The 15,768-nt window shown below is 68.5% G+C and carries 10 protein-coding genes, 2 tRNA genes and 1 pseudogene; 4 read left to right on the plus strand and 9 right to left on the minus strand.

The window, feature by feature from the left end:
• Positions 1-343 (plus strand): annotated as a pseudogene (locus U9978_RS08745) (hypothetical protein); the annotation flags it as partial.
• Here U9978_RS08745 and U9978_RS08750 read toward each other — a convergent pair.
• The 7 genes from U9978_RS08750 to U9978_RS08780 all read right to left on the minus strand — a co-directional run bounded on the left by U9978_RS08750 (position 293) and on the right by U9978_RS08780 (position 12,009).
• Positions 293-1,591 (minus strand): APC family permease, encoded by a 1,299-nt coding sequence (locus U9978_RS08750; RefSeq protein WP_322760567.1) that lies wholly within the window; start codon positions 1,589-1,591, stop codon positions 293-295. The pseudogene U9978_RS08745 and the gene U9978_RS08750 sit on opposite strands and share 51 nt — an antisense overlap.
• Positions 1,592-1,640: 49 nt before the next feature.
• Positions 1,641-6,290 carry an FtsK/SpoIIIE domain-containing protein gene (locus tag U9978_RS08755; protein WP_322760568.1) on the minus strand — a complete coding sequence of 1,550 codons (4,650 nt, stop codon included), beginning with the start codon at positions 6,288-6,290 and terminating at the stop codon, positions 1,641-1,643.
• Between the two features lie 140 nt (positions 6,291-6,430).
• Positions 6,431-7,462, minus strand: a complete 1,032-nt coding sequence (locus tag U9978_RS08760) for a diguanylate cyclase domain-containing protein (protein ID WP_322760569.1) — start codon at positions 7,460-7,462, stop codon at positions 6,431-6,433.
• Between the two features lie 218 nt (positions 7,463-7,680).
• Positions 7,681-7,771 (minus strand) — tRNA-Ser (locus tag U9978_RS08765).
• 120 nt (positions 7,772-7,891) lie between these two features.
• Entirely contained in the window at positions 7,892-10,225 is a 2,334-nt protein-coding gene (locus tag U9978_RS08770; protein WP_322760570.1) for a [protein-PII] uridylyltransferase, read from the minus strand.
• Between the two features lie 72 nt (positions 10,226-10,297).
• Positions 10,298-10,636, minus strand: a complete 339-nt coding sequence (locus tag U9978_RS08775) for a P-II family nitrogen regulator (RefSeq protein WP_322760571.1) — start codon at positions 10,634-10,636, stop codon at positions 10,298-10,300.
• Positions 10,633-12,009, minus strand: coding sequence for an ammonium transporter (locus U9978_RS08780; RefSeq protein ID WP_322760572.1), 1,377 nt, complete (start codon positions 12,007-12,009; stop codon positions 10,633-10,635). Before U9978_RS08780 ends, U9978_RS08775 begins: the two co-directional genes overlap by 4 nt.
• A gap of 397 nt (positions 12,010-12,406) precedes the next feature.
• Here U9978_RS08780 and U9978_RS08785 point away from each other — a divergent pair, with 397 nt between their 5' ends.
• On the plus strand, positions 12,407-13,579 hold the full coding sequence (locus U9978_RS08785) for a C40 family peptidase (protein ID WP_322760573.1): 1,173 nt from the start codon (positions 12,407-12,409) through the stop codon (positions 13,577-13,579).
• 19 nt (positions 13,580-13,598) lie between these two features.
• Here the strand turns inward: U9978_RS08785 and U9978_RS08790 are convergent, their stop codons facing one another.
• Positions 13,599-14,324, minus strand: coding sequence for a metal-dependent transcriptional regulator (locus tag U9978_RS08790; protein ID WP_322760574.1), 726 nt, complete (start codon positions 14,322-14,324; stop codon positions 13,599-13,601).
• A gap of 123 nt (positions 14,325-14,447) precedes the next feature.
• On the opposite strand from U9978_RS08790, the gene U9978_RS08795 reads away from it, so the two are divergent.
• Together U9978_RS08795 and U9978_RS08800 are read left to right on the plus strand one after the other, a co-directional pair.
• Positions 14,448-14,672, plus strand: a complete 225-nt coding sequence (locus U9978_RS08795; RefSeq protein ID WP_322750662.1) for a DUF3039 domain-containing protein — start codon at positions 14,448-14,450, stop codon at positions 14,670-14,672.
• Between the two features lie 116 nt (positions 14,673-14,788).
• Positions 14,789-14,861 (plus strand) — tRNA-Arg (locus U9978_RS08800).
• A 241-nt stretch (positions 14,862-15,102) separates the two neighbouring features.
• On the opposite strand, the gene U9978_RS08805 is transcribed toward U9978_RS08800, so the two are convergent.
• Positions 15,103-15,666 (minus strand): YceI family protein, encoded by a 564-nt coding sequence (locus U9978_RS08805; protein ID WP_322760575.1) that lies wholly within the window; start codon positions 15,664-15,666, stop codon positions 15,103-15,105.
• Between the last annotated feature and the right edge of the window lie 102 nt (positions 15,667-15,768).

Genomic DNA, 15,768 nt, shown 5'->3' on the forward strand with positions numbered 1-15,768 from the left:
GACTGGAGTCACCCCGGGCGCCATCATGGCCACGCTGTCGGAGAAGGTCGCCCGATCACCGGATGACACCTGGACGACGGTGACACTCGTTGATCTTCCGCAGGCCGGGCAGGCCGCCCGTTCCCACGGTGTCGAGGACATCACATTGCCTGATCGGGCCGGTTGGATCAGGACGACGACAATGCAGACCTTTGTTCCCATCCCACAGTCGGACCAGGTCGCCCTGGTCGCCTGCTCCAGCCCGAACGTGGTGCTCGTGGACGCGTTGCACGACCTGTTCGACGCGGTGACCTCAACCTTCCGATTCGTCCGTGACGGCGGGCACCTTGCGGCATCCCGCTGACCGTGCGGCTCGTATCGCGATGCCGACGGCGAGGACCCCGATGCCGGCGAGGATGCTGGCGGCCGGCAGGGTGAACGCGAGGATGACACAGCCGGCGCCGCCAACCAGCGCGAGCGGGCGTAGCCAGCGCCGTTGCGGGCCGTCCAGAGTGAATGCACTGGCGTTGGCGATCGCGTAATAGACGAGGATCGCGAAGCTGGAGAACCCGATTGCGCTCCGAACATCGGCCAGGGTGACGATGACGATGACCGCGCCACCGAGCAGCAGTTCTGCCCGGTGTGGAACGCCGTGGCGCGGATGCACCGCGGCAAGCCAGCCGGGTAGATCCCGTTCCCGCGCCATCGCGAAGGTGGTGCGCCCGACCCCGGCAAGCAGCGACAACAGCACCCCGAGACTCGCCAGCACACCCCCCAGGCGGACCGCGGGAGCCAGCGAGTGCAGACTGCCGGCGCTGACTGCGACTGCGAGGGGGTCAACCGCGGCCGCCAGCCGGTCAGGGCCGACGGCCAGCAGAGCGGACAACCCGACAAGGAGGTAGACGCCGACCGCGATCCCGAGCGCGGCAGGGATCGCCCGTGGGATCGTCCGCGTGGGGTCGCGGACCTCCTCGCCCAAAGTGGCGATCCGCGCATATCCGGCGAACGCGAAGAACAGCAGTGCCGCAGCCTGCAGGACATCGTGGACGGCGCTCAGCCCGCCGCCGGGCCAGATCGGGCTCAGCCGATCGGCGTCCGCCGTGCCACCGGCCAGGCATGCGATCACCACAAGGGTCAACGCGATCAGGGTTAGCGCGACCAGCAGTCGGGTCAACTGGGCGGTCTTGGCGACGCCGAAGTAGTTGACCACGGTCAGCAACGCCGCGGCGGCGACCGCGACCGGGCGGGGATGCTGGGGCCAGGCGTAGGCCCCGATGGTCAGAGCCATGGCGGCGCAGCTCGCGGTCTTGCCGACCACGAATCCCCAGCCGGCGAGATAGCCCCACAGGGCGCCGAGGCGGCGGCGCCCGTACACGTAGGTGCCGCCGGACTCGGGGTAGCGGGCCGCCAGTTGTGCCGACGAGGTCGCGTTGCAGTAGGCGATCACCGCGGCGACCGCGAGGCCGATGAGGAGGCCGGCTCCCGCGGCGCCCGCGGCCGGTCCGAAGGCCGCGAACACGCCCGCACCGATCATCGATCCGAGACCGATGATTACCGCGTCACCCGGACCGAGGCGTCGTTTGAGCGAGCCGGCCGGCTCCACGTCAGGCATGAGTAGTGGCCTTCCTCGGTCGCCCGCAGGTGCGTGCTGCCAGCGAACGCTATCCAGGCGTCGAGAAGGCGACCTGGATGGGCGTCGTCTTGCCCCGGAGTACGAACAACCCGCGACCGACAGGCATGGTCGCGGAATTGCTACGCGATAGCCGTATGCCGAAGAGATCTCCTTCACTGGGCAGGGCCGGCGCCAGGATCACCCCGTTTCGTGACCGGCGGGCGTCCACCATGAACCCTCGGTACTGGCTGGTCAGATCCGCGGTGGTACCGGCCGCGATGAACGCGTGCCCGGCGTCGCGGGCGGTTTGCATGAACTCGGTCATCCGGTCAGCCAGGGGCGCGTTCGCCAGCAGCTCCGCATCATCCATGATGACAACCAGGCCGCCCGGCAGCCCGACGCAGGCGCATGCGGTATCGATGGCGGTGGCCGTCGCATCCGCACCGAGTACGTCGATCACCTGTGGACGGCCCGCGAGCGCCGACAGCGGCGAGCGCCGCGGGGTCACCACAAGCAGCTGGGCGCCGCCGGCCAGCAGCGATTCCGCCATCGTCAGCAGCGCGGAGCTCCGCCCGGAGCGCGCCGGGCCGGCGACGACGAACCCCGGTCCGTCGGCGGCCAGATCGATGTCGATGGGGGCGAGTTCATCGCCACCCGCGCCGATCAACGCGACGAGCGATGTCGATCGCCCTGCTCCCTCGGTCGGAGACGATGATCGTCGTCCCGGGCGTAGCGCCTCGGTCTCGGCGACGGTGATGCGTCCCGGGAGCATGTCGATGCGAAACGGCCGCCGGTAGTCGGTTCGGGCGCCGGTGGCTGGTCCCGGTGGCACTCCGTCACGAACAGCAGCGGCCATGGAGATTTCATGCAACGCCGTGACCTGCGCACGGCCGGACGGATCATCGGCGAGCAGTGCGATCTGGGTCTCCACCGAGGTCTCCGCCTGAAATCCACGCCCCGGCGGCAGCGTGTCGGGCACGGTGCCCGAGGCGAGGCCCACCATCGCATAGTCGGATCGGTCCGCCATCCGCAGCACGAACCGGTTCTCGATGGCACCGCTGAACCGTCCGGACGCGCTGCGTCGATCACCGGTCATGACGACCCGCAGGCCGGCGGATGGTCCTTCCCGCAGTAGCCGGGTCAGCATGTCCACGAGTGCTCCGCCGTCGACGTCCTCGAAGGATGCCAGGAAGCCCTCGAAGCGGTCGATCAGCAGGATCAGGTACGGCAGCGGGTGGTCGCGGTCGACGGATCGTTGCTCGGCGAGGTCTGCGTATCCGCGAGCGGCAAAGCCCTCCTGCCGTTCGACGATCTCGGCGATGAGTCGGGCGAAGAGCCGTTGAACCCGCTCGGGAGAGTCCCGGCTGACCACGGCCCCGGTGTGCGGCAACGAGGCCAGGGGTGCAAGTGCGTTGTTGCCGCAGTCCAGCGCGTAGAGATGAACGTCGGCGGACGATACGGTGACTGCCATCGATCCGGCCAGGGTACGCAGGGCTGTTGATCGTCCCGATCGCGGTGAACCGACGAAGAGCAGATGACCCCCGTTCTCGATGTCGATCGTGAAAGGACGTTGGGCCTGGCGGTCGCAGTGGTCCGACAGGCCGATCGGGATGGGTGGCAACGCGTGCGGGCCCGTGGGGACGGACCCCGGCAGCGTCCGTAGGGCGAGCCGTTCGGGCAGCGGCGGCAGCCACGGACTGTGTTGTGGTGGGATTGCAAGGGTGATGGCGGCTTCCCGGATCGCTTCGACGAGCACCTTGAGGTCGGTGATCTCATTGTCGGATGATCGTGGCCGGGGCGGTGTCGGCGGCGGTTGGCCCAATGCGGACCAGGTCAGTTCGGTTACCCACGGTGGGGTGAGGTAATCGCTCCTCCGCCCGACACCAGGCCTGGCCGCGGTTCCAGAAACAGCGGCTCCGGAAACAGCGGTGTTCATGGAAACGGCGGTGGCCCCGGCCGGTCGACGACCACCGACCCGGCCGGCCTGGAACGGGACGAGCGACGCGTGCCCCAGCCGAACGTAGGCACGACCCGGGGTGGACGGTGAGATGCGTGCGGCGTCCGGCGCGTTGATGACGTCGGAGCTCTCCGAGGTGTCGGTGACGCGCAGCGCTATCCGCAGGTTCGTGTTCGCCCGGATCTCGGGCGACACCACCCCGCTGGGCCGCTGTGTCGCGAGCAACAAGTGGATGCCGAGCGATCGGCCGCGCTGCGCGATGTTGACCAGACCGGTGACGAAAGCGGGCAGTTCACGGGCGAGCGAGGCGAACTCGTCGATCACGAGCAACAACCGGGGCAGCGGCGCCGGCGCCGGTGGCGATGCCGATGCCGGGACCGGGCTGGTCGGTGTGCGGCGCGTCTGCGCGGCGACCAGGAGTGCGTAGTCTTCGATATCCTTTGCGCCCGCATCGGCCAGGATGTGCTCGCGTCGGCGGAGCTCGGCCGACAGCGACTCCAGCGCGCGGGTCACCAGGTGGGTGTCGAGGTCGGTGACCATGCCGACCGTGTGCGGTAGCCGGACGCAGTCGGCGAAGGCGCTGCCGCCCTTGTAGTCCACGAGTACGAACGTCATCTCTTCCGGCCGGTTCACGACGGCGAGCGACGCCACGATCGACTGCAGCAGCTCGGACTTGCCGGATCCGGTGGTGCCGGCGATCAGTCCGTGCGGGCCGTCGCGGCGTAGGTCCAGCGCGAACGGGCCGTCGAGCGACAGGCCCACCGGGAAGGTCGTACTGCGGGGGGCGACAAGCCAGCGGGCGGCCACCGCCGCCGCGGTCGGGGGTTCCAGGCCGACGATGTCAAGGAGTCGGGCGGCGGCCGGGATCGTCGCCTCGTCGTCTCCGCCGACATCGCGGACCGGTGCCAGCGCGCGGGCCAGCCGTTCACACCAGGCCGCGGCCCCGGCTGCCGTCACCACAGCGTCGGGATCGGTCGGCAGCGCGGTCGCGACGAGATCCGGGCGGACGTCATGGACGATCTCGGTGCGCATCTCCACGAGACACAGGCCAGTCTGCCGCTCCTCCGCCACGGCCTGGCATTCCTCCGGCAGAAGCCGGATGTCGCGGTCCAGACAGATCGAGTGGATGCCCACTGCGGGTCCGTCCCGCAGAATTGTGATCATGCCGGGCGCGGACCGCAGCCGACGTGCGCCGTCGATGACGACCAGCACATCCGGGCCGTCGGCCGGCGGGTTACTGCCGCTCGCCTTCGCCCGAGTGTCCGCTCGTGCCGTCACCTGACTGATCAGCTCGCCGATCCGCCGGGCTCGCGACTCGTCGTCGGTCCCGAGCAGGACGGTGGTGTTCTGCCCTTCGCTCGGCCGGCAGTGCGGTAGCCATCGCACCCACTGCCACGCAGCCGCACCGGAGCTGTCGGTGAGAATGCAGATGGCCAGGTCACGCGGGCTGTGCAGGGTCGCGGCCTGCGCGATCAGCCAGCAGGCGAGCACCCGGGGCAGGTCGCCGCGCCCGGCGATGCCCAACACGCCCCGCTCGGGCAGGGCCACGGTCACCGGGACGTCCGGTGCCGTCCAGGTGATCTCGCGTTTGTGTTCCTGGGCAGCCGGGTCCTCCATCACGACCTCGCTGGGCAGGTCAGCGGTGCCCAGCCGCAGGCGCAGGTAATCGGGGTTGTCCCGGCGGCGTTCCCACAGGCGCCCGCGCGGCCCGACGGCGGTGAGCAGGACGGTTGCCGGATCGGGAAAGTCGGCGCGCCGGGCCGAGCGTTCGATGACCAGCGCCTGCCGTGCGTCGGCTTCGACATCTTCCCGCCGCCTGCGGTAGTCGGCCAGCTGTTTGCGGTAGCTGCGCCGGCCGTGACGGTTGCCGGAGACATGCATCCCGATCATTCCCAGCGGGCCGATCACGGCCATCAACAGAAAGTAGTACTGCTTGAACAGGAAGGCCATGGCCACGCCCGCGCCCAGCGGCAGGACGGCCATCAGAATCGGCATGGGACGCCGTTCTGGCTCGGTGGGTTCGCCGGGCAGTTTGTAGCGCGTCCGGCGGATCGGCGGGAGCAGCCGGGGCGGTCGGTTGAAGTCGAGCCCCGCCCCGTCGTCGGACGGCTTGAGCGCGGCATCGGCCCGGCTGGGCGCGCTCATCGCCAGCAGCACGGACCCGACCGTGATCTGGGCGCCGGCCGGCAGGTCGATCGGAGCCTGTAACGGCTCACGGTCGACCAGGACGCCGGCCGGTTGCCGCCCGAGGTCGGTGGCTGCAGGTGTGAGGCGACACGAGCCGTCCGCCATCACGGTGATCGTCATCATTTCGGCGGCCAGGCTGGGATCATCCAGCCGGACGGCGCAGGTCGCCCCGCAGCCAACGGCGAACTCGCCCGGCCCGAGCCGGTGGACCACACCCGCGCCCGGTCCGCCGATCACCCGGACCTCGATCAGGCCGGGCGGTTCCCGGGGCAGCCAGCCCGCTGGCGAGTCGATGCTGATCAGGGTGCCCTCGCGGATCGGGGACTCGGCGAGCGAGAGTGCCTCGGTGATGGGCCGGCCGTCGACGAACAGGCGATGCCGGCCCGGCGGACGGTCATGGGACCGCCCGCCGACCAGCGGCGTGAAACGGCCGGGTCGGACGTGGTTCGCCAGGGCGTCGGCGACCGCACTGACCGGCATGTCCGGATCGGCGTCCAGTACGACGTCGAGACTGACGTCGTGGGCCGGATCGGCCGCTGTCAGTGTCAGGCGCATGGCCGCACCATACGGCTTGATACCGACATAACAGGCTTTATCCCGGATACCGGTGGATAGCCGCGTGTGGGCCTCCTGCCGGCCGTGTGTCGGCCGGGTGGCGGTTTCGGGTGGGCCGCGCGCTGGTACGGTCCCTGTCGCTATGGCCGGGGCAAGGGCCGGGGCCGACGGCGGTGCTGGAGCCGGCTGCGGACAAGCGCCTCGCTCGCCAGCTGGACGAGCTCCACAGCGTCCGGGGATGGTGGTTCACCGGAGGAGGAGCGTCCTGGTCGCTGGTGGCCGCCGGACCCGGTGGCCGCGCTGAGCATGGCCATCCCGACGCTGGCCGACATCCTGATCTGATGGCCGTCGACGGCCAGCGGTTCGGTCAGGGACCGGGTCAGGGCTTCGGCCAGGGCTGCCGCGTCTGTGCTGGTCAGGTGACCCGCCACCACGACGAACTCGTCCCCTCCCCAGCGGGCCAACAGGTCGGTCGGACGCAGTGCGGAGGTCAGCCGGGCCGCGGTGGTCCGCAGGACCATGTCACCGATCCGGTAGCCGAACGCGTTGTTGATATTGCGAAAGGAGTCCAGATCCAGGAAGAACAAGGCGGCCGGATGGATGCCGTCCCCGCTCGTGGCCCGATCCGCGTCCCGAGCCGTGGCCTGGCCTGCGGTCTGCTCGGCGGTCTGCTCGCGGGCTGTGCCGGTGGCTCCCCTCCAGAGCTCGGCGAGCCGCTGGGTGACCGGCAGTCGGTTCGCGAGGCCCGTCAGTGCGTCGTGCGTTGCGTGATGGCGCAGCTCGTCTTCGAGATCGTGACGTTTGGTGACGTCATCCACCAGGACGACGAGCCCGCGGCCGCCGACGAGCGGGCGCAACTGTACGTACAACCAGCGGGGACCATGCGGTCCCGGATAGTGGATCTCCATATGGGAGGGACTGCGAGGGTTGTCCAGCAGCTGCCTGGTCATGGTCGCGAGCTGTTCGAGGTGCGGCAGGTGCGCGCTCGTGCCTGCGGCGGCGCAGGCGGCAAGCCAGCATCCGCCCGGCCGGACGGGGACAAGGGCGATTCCGGTCGCGGCGCCGTGTCGCCACGCTTGGTTGAGCGTCAGCACCGTGCCGTGGGGATCGAGTACCGCGACCGCGGTCGGCAGCGCGTCGAGAACCACCGAGGCCACGTCGTCGGTCAGCACCGAAACCCACCTCTCCCGACGGTCCGGACCCGTCCGGATGTAGCGAGCCTGGTGTGCGAATGCGGGCGTGTCCGGTAAACGCTGATGACATGTGAGGTGCGAGTGTTGGTAGTGCGTCCGCTGTGATCTCAGCGGTGTTCGTGTTCTCGGAGGCGCCGAAGGTCAGCGCTGACAGCCGAAGGGAGCCCGCGCATCTGCGTGGACTCCCAGGTTGAGGGCGGAGGCTCGGGGATTTGAACCCCGGAGGGGGTTGATGCCCCCAACCGCATTAGCAGTGCGGCGCCATAGACCGGACTAGGCGAAGCCTCCAACGTGCGTTCTGAGTATAGCCACCACATCTGGAGCGATCTTGCTGGCGTCCTTCCACTATTGTGAACTGCGTCACGGGCGTGCTGTCAATCATTGGTCGCATCGCTTCCTAGTGATCATCTATTGCGCCTCCGGCGGTGGTCGCAGCGCGGCCAGCACGGTGTCGGCCACCTGCTCCCGCCGCTGCGTCGCGATCAGCGCGCCGCCGTCGGCCTCCCGTACGTAGAACGCGTTCACGACGTCGAGACCGATCGTGGTCACGATCGCAGTGCGGACGCCCAGCCCGGCGGTTGACAGCGCCCGGACCATGCGGAACAGCACGCCGGCCCGGTCGGGAGCCCGGATCTCGACAACGGTGTCGGAGCCGGAGTCGTCGAAGATGACCCGTGGCGGTGCGGGTGTGAACCCACGTCGCGTGCCCGCGTACGCCCGTTCCCGCGCGGTGATCCGGGCATCCAGATCAAGGGTGCCCGCCAGGGAACGCAGCAGATCGCCGCGCAGTATCGCGGGGCTGGGCGTCTCCTCGTACGGTCCCACCCCGGCCACCGACGTCGAGACCGCCGCCTGGAGCAGGGCGCGGCCACCGGAACTGCGGGCGGACGCCCGGCGCACGTCAAGACGGTTGAGGGCCAGCACCCCGGTGGTGGCAGCCAGCAGCCCGGGACGGTCGGGCGCCACCACGACGATCTCGAACATGCCGTCGTCCGGGAGCGGGTTGACCGCCACTGTGTACTCGTCCGCACCTGCGAGAAGGGCCTGCTGACGCTCGCTGAGGGCGGGGGGATAGGGCACCTGCTCGCCGCGGTAGACCGCCATCGCCCGGCTGACCAGATCACCGACCAGCCGCGCCTTCCACGGGCTCCACGCAGTCGGGCCGGTGGCGAGCGAGTCTGCTTCGGTCAGGGCGTGCAGCAGCCTGAGCACCCGAGGGCTGCCGGCGGCCCGCGCCACCGCCTCGATGGTCGTGCGGTCGTCGATGTCCCTACGGGTCGCGGCTTCGGGGAGCAGCAGGTGATGGCGCACCATCGTCACCAGAATGTCGGTGTCCGCGGGCGGTAGTCCGAGGCGGGGGGCGAGGTCTGCGACGACCGCGATGCCTGCTTCGGTGTGGTCGCCGGGCCAACCCTTGCCGATGTCGTGCAGCAGGGCGCCGAGCAGGAGCAGGTCGGGCCGGTCCACGTCACGGGTCGCCGCCGCCGCGCCCGCCGCTGTCTCGATCAGGTGCCGGTCGACGGTGAAGCGGTGGTACGGGTTGCGCTGCGGCCGGCTGCGTACCCGCTCCCACTCGGGCAGCAACCGGACGAGCAGGCCGACCTGGTCAAGGGCTTCCATGGCCGCGACCGCGGGTGGGCCCGTGGCCAACAGGGAGACCAGCGCGTCGCGCGCCGCCGCCGGCCACGGTGTCGGCATGGGTGGGGCCTCGCGGGCAAGCCGGTCCAGCGCGTATCGCCCGATGGGCACGCCGGCCCGGGCGGCCCCCGCGGCGACGCGTAGCGTCAGCGTCGGATCGTTCGCCGGGTCGGCGTCCCCGGCGAGCTGCACCTCACGGTTCTGCTCGACCACGCCTTCATCGAGAGGACGACGGACCGGGCGGTGCCGGCGCCAGCGCGAGGACGGCCGCAACCCGGCTGAGGCCCGGTACCAGGTGACGTCCCAGGTCCAGGAGATCGTGCGGCCGGCGTCGGCGGTGGCGCGCGCGAGCGCCGGTGGGTCGGGGTACCCCAGGGCGGTGGCGACGGCCGCGGTGTCCTGGAGCAGCAGCCGGTTCTGCTCGCGTCCACGGGCCAGTCTGCGCACCTCACCGCGGGCATCGAGGAGTACCCGGTAGGCGGCGAGCACGCGTTCGGACGGCTTTTCGGCGACCCACGCGGCGGCGAGCGCAGCCAGGGCGTGGACGTCACGCAGGCCGCCGCGGGCCTCCTTGAGGTCCGGTTCGAGTAGAAAGGCGACCTCACCGTGCCGGCGGGCCCGGTCGGCGACCATGTCGGCGAGCGCGGGCAGCCGGCGGGGGGCGCTGGCCCGCCAGCGGGTACGGACGTGGCTGAAAAGGGACGCTGCCAGGGCGTGGTCGCCGGCGACCACGCGGGCGTCCAAGAGGCCGAGGGCCGCCTTCAGATCGCCGTCGGTGACCGCGACGGCCTCCTCGACGGTCCGGACGCTGTGGTCGAGACCGACCCCGGCGTCCCAGAGCGGGTACCAGATGGCGTCGGCCAGCCGGGCGATGTCGTCACGCCGGCCGTTGTGGACGAGTACCAGATCGAGATCGCTGCCGAAGGCGGGTTCGCCACGCCCGTAGCCGCCGACCGCGACGAGAGCCACACCCGCGCCCGGTTCGCCGAACAGGTCACGCAGGACGCCGTCGGCCACCTCCATCAGGGCATGGCGAAGGGCCGGTCCGACGGTTGCGTCGAGCTCGTCGGACCGGCCCAGCAGCGCCGCGATCCTGTCGGTCACCACCACATTCCGATCGCCATTCCGATCGCTGCGGACCGCGTGAGGCGCACGGTCCCGGTGAGGCGCACGGTTCTACAGGGCGTCTGATCCACGTTCGCCGGTGCGAACCCGTATGACCGTCTCGACCGGCACCACCCAGACCTTGCCATCGCCGATCTTGCCGGTCTGTGCAGCGGTCGTGATGGCGGTCACCAGCTCCTCAACGGCGTTGTCATCCACGACGATCTCAATTTTGATCTTCGGGACGAAGTCGACCTTGTATTCGGCGCCCCGGTAGACCTCGGTGTGGCCCTTTTGTCGACCGAAACCCTGGACCTCGGAGATGGTCAGACCGTGCACGCCGAGAGATTCCAGCGCAGCTTTCACATCATCCAGCTTGAACGGCTTGATAACCGCGGTCACGAGTTTCACGCTTGACCCTCCTCGGTGGTCCTGGCCGTGGACGCGAACGATGCGGAGCCCCCGCCGAGCGAGACGAACTCGTACGCGGTCTCACCGTGCAGCACGAAGTCCATGCCCTCCTGCTCCTCGTCCGGCGACAGCCGCATCTTGTAGATCTTGTCGATGACGAACGCGATGATGAACGTCACGACGAATGAGTAGGCCACCACCGAGACGACCGCGAGCGCCTGTTTGCCGAGCAGGCTGGCGCCACCGCCGTAGAAGATGCCGTCGGCGCTGTAGCCGGGAGCGACGTCGCTGGTGCCGAAGAAACCGATCAGCAGGGCGCCGAGGACACCGCCGACGAGGTGGACGGCGCCGACGTCGAGGGCGTCGTCAATGCCGACCTTGCCTTTGATCGCTGTGGCCAGGGCGCACACGGCGCCGGCGATCAGCCCGATGAAGATCGAGCCGACCGGCGAGACGAAACCACAGGCGGGGGTGATGGCGACCAGACCGGCAACCGCGCCGGAGGCGGCACCCAGCGTGGTGGCCTTGCCATCCCGGATCCTCTCCACGAGTAGCCAGCCGAGCATGGCGGCGGCGGTCGCCGTATTGGTGTTCACGAACGCGAAGCCGGCGCGGGTGTCGGCGGCGAGCTCGGACCCGGCGTTGAACCCGAACCAGCCGAACCAGAGCAGACCGGTGCCGAGCAGTACGAACGGCAGGTTGTGCGGCCGGAAGCTGGTGCCCGGCCAGCCTCTGCGCCGGCCGAGGACAAGTGCCACGGCGATGGCCGCGGCGCCGGCGTTCGCGTGGACGACTGTGCCACCGGCGAAGTCCTCGGCGCCCTTCTTGAATAGCCAGCCTTCCGGGGAGAAGACCCAGTGTGCCACCGGTGAATATACGATAAGTGACCAAATTGTGATGAAAACGGCAAAGGCGCCGAACTTCCAGCGGTCGGCCGTCGCACCGGTGATCAGCGCCGGTGTAATGATCGCGAACATGAGCTGGAAGGCCACGAACACGATGGGTGGGATCACCTGGGCGAGCGAGTTCGTCTCGTAGGGTGCTGCAAATGTCACCTCGGCGTAGCCGGGAACCGGCTCGCTCATGTGGTTGAGCAGGGCGAAGTGAAAGCCGCCGAAGATCTGGTTGCTGTCGCCGAATGCGATGCTGTAACCGATCAGTACCCAGAGAACGCTGACAATACCCATGCAGAAGAAGTTCTGCATGAGCATCCCGAGGACGTTCTTCGATCGGACCATCCCGCCGTAGAAGAATGCCAGACCGGGCGTCATCAGGAGTACCAGCGCGGAGGCGGCCAGGATCCAGGCGGTGCTGCCGACTCCCGATGCGCTGGCTATCCCGTCCTGGAGCTCTTTAAGCTGATCTGGGTTCATGTCTCTCCCGTCGATCGCCCCGCGCGCCCGCGCGGACCATGCTTGCCCCGGTTCGCGGCTACGTCCGTCGTTCCGGATCCTTCGGCCGAAGGGTCGAGAGGATCTGTTGCGAATTGGTAGCTTCGCTGTTTCTGATGTGTGAAATCGCCGAATTGGGTGGCCCGTGGTTTGATCAGATGGCTCTGCATGGTGTCCCGCATGGCTCTCCGTGTCGACCGGCGCGTTTGCGTGATTCTACTGGCACCGAGGGTTACTGTATCTGCCTGTGTGTAGCGATTCAGATGCAGATAGTAATAATAACTTTTGCGTTGATTCATGCGCTTTTGTCCACTTTCGCGAACGGCTGCTTGCTGTCCTCGAAGGCCGACGGCGGGTCTTCGCGCGCAGGTCTCTTGCCATGGGTCTACTCGGGGCACTCATCGGCGCGATCATGCTTGTGCCGACCGCTGCCGGCCCGGCCAGAGCCGACGACATAAATAAGATCACGGAAGCCATAGCGGGTGCCCGCCAACGGCTGACCGACCTGACCAGTTCGACCGAGGTCGTCACCGAAGCATTCAATGCCGGACGGTTGCGGCTGGGTGCGGCCGAACAAGCTGCGGTAAGGGCTGCGGACGATGTCGGGCGTGCCGATGCCGCTGTACGGGCCGCGCAGGAAAAGCGTCGCACTGTTGGATCTGTCGCCTTTCAGACCGGTGACTTCGAACAGCTGTCGGTCCTGTTGTCCGGCGACCCCGCAACCGTGCTCGATCGGGCCGGCGCGATGGATGCGCTCGCCCGCCGCGGCAGGGATGCGGAGGTTCAGTTGCGGGCAGCACGGCATGATCTCAACGACGCACAGGCCGGCGCCGCGTTGGCACTCGACGAGCAGCATCGCGAGGTCACATCTCTTGAGAACCAGAAGCAGAGCATCGAGACATCGATCAGGGCACAGCGGGCACTGCTCGGCGAACTGGTCGCCCGTCAGGCCGATCTTGTGCGGCAGGCGCGTGAAAACGAGGCCGCGGCTCTTCGTGCCCGTGAGCAGGCGGCCGCACAGGCCGCGGCCGCACGCGCTGCGCAGGCCGTAGCCGAACAGGAGCAACTACGTAGTCTCAGCAAACTAACCGAAAGTGCCGGTCGTGGATTCACCGACACGCCGATTTCGCCCCCGCCACCCCCACCCACCGTGGGCGGAGGCGGAAGCGGAAGCGTGTCCGGAGGCGGAGGCGGAGGCGGAGGCGGGGCGGCGGTCGCGGTGGCTGAGGCCCGTGCGCAGCTCGGCAAACCGTACATGTGGGCGGCTGCCGGCCCGAACGCCTTCGACTGTTCGGGGCTCACCCAGTGGGTGTGGTCCAAAGCCGGAGTCGCGCTGTCCCACTACACCGGTGCGCAGTGGAACGAAGGACGCCAGGTGTCCACCGCCGAGCTCATCCCGGGTGACCTGCTCTTCTTCGGTACTGATCTACATCATGTCGGGATCTACATCGGCGCCGGCAAAATGATCGACGCACCGCACACAGGCACTGTGGTGCGCCTTGAGGACGTCTGGTGGCCGAGGCTCGCCGGGGCCGTACGGCCGGGTGGATGATATCGGGACCCCGCAGCGCTCACGCCACGTTCGCGAGGGACCGCTCGACATAGACGAGCGCCGCGCCCCGCCGCGAAAGCTCGATAGCGGTGGCTTCGTCGCCCCCCGGGGTCTCCTCCGGAGACACGATCTCGATGACGTCACCGCGCCCACGGACGATCACTGTGGCGCCTGGGATCACCGCGGCGTCGCGCAGCTGGCGCATTGTGCGTTCGTCCGTCTGCAGACGCTCGGAGATCCAGCTGACCGTGACCGGGGTCGCTCGGGAACCCGCGAAGTCGGCGGCGGCCAGCAGACTCAGCGGAGCCGGTGGCCGGGGCCCGGCCGGGCGGTCGAACGAGCCGGTCGGGATGATGTTGCCGAACGGGCATCTCTTCGGGTCGCCGAGGAGTTCGGTGAGCCGCATCTCCACCTCGTCGGAGATCACATGCTCCCATCGACACGCCTCGTTGTGGACCAGAGCCCAGTCCAGGCCGATCACCCGGGTGAGGAGCAGCTCTGCCAGGCGGTGTTTGCGCATGACCGCGGTCGCGCGGGCGAGACCCTTCTCGGTGAACTGCACGGTGCGGTCCTCAGCGAGGGCGACCAGCCCCTCGCTCGCCAGCCGCGAGGTCGATTCGCTGGCCGCCGGAGCGCTGACGTGCAATCTTTCGACAAGGCGCGCACGCAGCGGCGGGATGCCCTCTTCCCTCAACTCGTAGAGGGTACGGAGGTACATCTCGGTACTGTCGATAAGTCCAGTCACCGGGCTCCTTCGTCCAGCTACCAGGGTACGCCCGCGAGGCGCCGTGCAGTCCCGCCCGATCGGTCCTCGGGTGGGTTCGATCGGGAATCGGAGATCGTGGCGAGACGTCCTACACTTGGATCCATGAGCTCGACCCAGATCGCGCCGGAGACCACCCACAGCGGGACGGACGAGGGCAACGACTTCGCCCACTACGCGCGCCATGAGGAGATTGTCCGGGCGTCCATCGAAGGCGGCCGGGTGACCGCACTGTGCGGCTACCAGTTCGAACCGGTGCGGGACCCGCAGCGGTTCCCGGTGTGCCCGCGGTGTAAGGAGCTCGTCGCTCTCGCCGAACAGTTCGGCTGACCGGACGGGCTCGGCGCCCGCGGGGGCGGGGCGGGGCCCGGCGGCACCGCGTCGGCTACCTGCCACCCACGCCGATGCGTGAGCTGGCTGCGATATCACGGCTATGCTCTTGGTACGCCCTTGTAGCTCAGTGGATAGAGCGATCGCCTCCTAAGCGATAGGTCGTAGGTCCGATTCCTACCAAGGGCACTTTCCCTTATGTACCAGTGGTTTTTCTAGATCAAATCGTTGGTGCCCGATGGGCCACAGTTTGTAGAGGTACCTATCATTCATGATCCCGAGCAGGTTCTCGGGTTCGTGATGACGCTCGACGCCGCTGCGGATCCGGATGGTCCGCGGATCGTTCTCGCGCCGCTCGCGGATTTGCCCGTGGCTGTGGCTGCGGTGTCCGAAGGTGGCGCGAGAACGATCCGGGCAGGGCTGGAGTCGATCAGACGGACTTGATCGCCGAAATGTCGAGCTCAATCTTGATCTTGTCGCTCAGGAGGAGGCCACCGCTCTCCAGCGGAGCGTTGAAGGTGATCCCGAACTCCTTGCGGCTGATCGTCGCCGAACCCTCGAAACCGGCGCGGGTGTTGCCGAACGGGTCCTTGGCGGAACCACCGAATTCGATCTCGAGGTCGATCGGCTTGGTCACGCCGTGGACGGTGATGTCACCGCTGAGGATGAAGCTGGTGTCGCTGCCGCCGCTCTTCGCGCTGCTGCTGAGGAAGGTGATCGACGGGTACTGCTCGACGTCGAGGAAGTCGGCGCTGCGCACGTGACCGTCCCGATCGGGGTTGCCCGTGTCGATGCTGGCGGTGGAAATGGTCACGGTGGCGCTGGACGACAGCGGCTCGGTGCCGTTGAGGTTCAGTGTCCCCTCGAAGCTGCCGAAGCTCCCGCGAACCGTGGTTACCACAGCGTGACGGACGGCAAAGCCCAGCCGGCTGTGCACCGGGTCGATCGTCCAAGTGCCGGTCAGCTCGTCGGGCGTGATCGTGGGAGACGTCACTGTTTCCTCCTGGGAAGGTCATGGGGGCGCCGGTTTGAGGCGTCTGAGGTCGTGCCCAGCCAGTATATAGATGCTCGCACAAACAATTTCCCGGGCAATTTG

Origin of the sequence: Protofrankia sp. Cr2, from assembly GCF_963555885.1 — a bacterium.
Classification (GTDB): Bacteria; Actinomycetota; Actinomycetes; order Frankiales; family Frankiaceae; genus Protofrankia.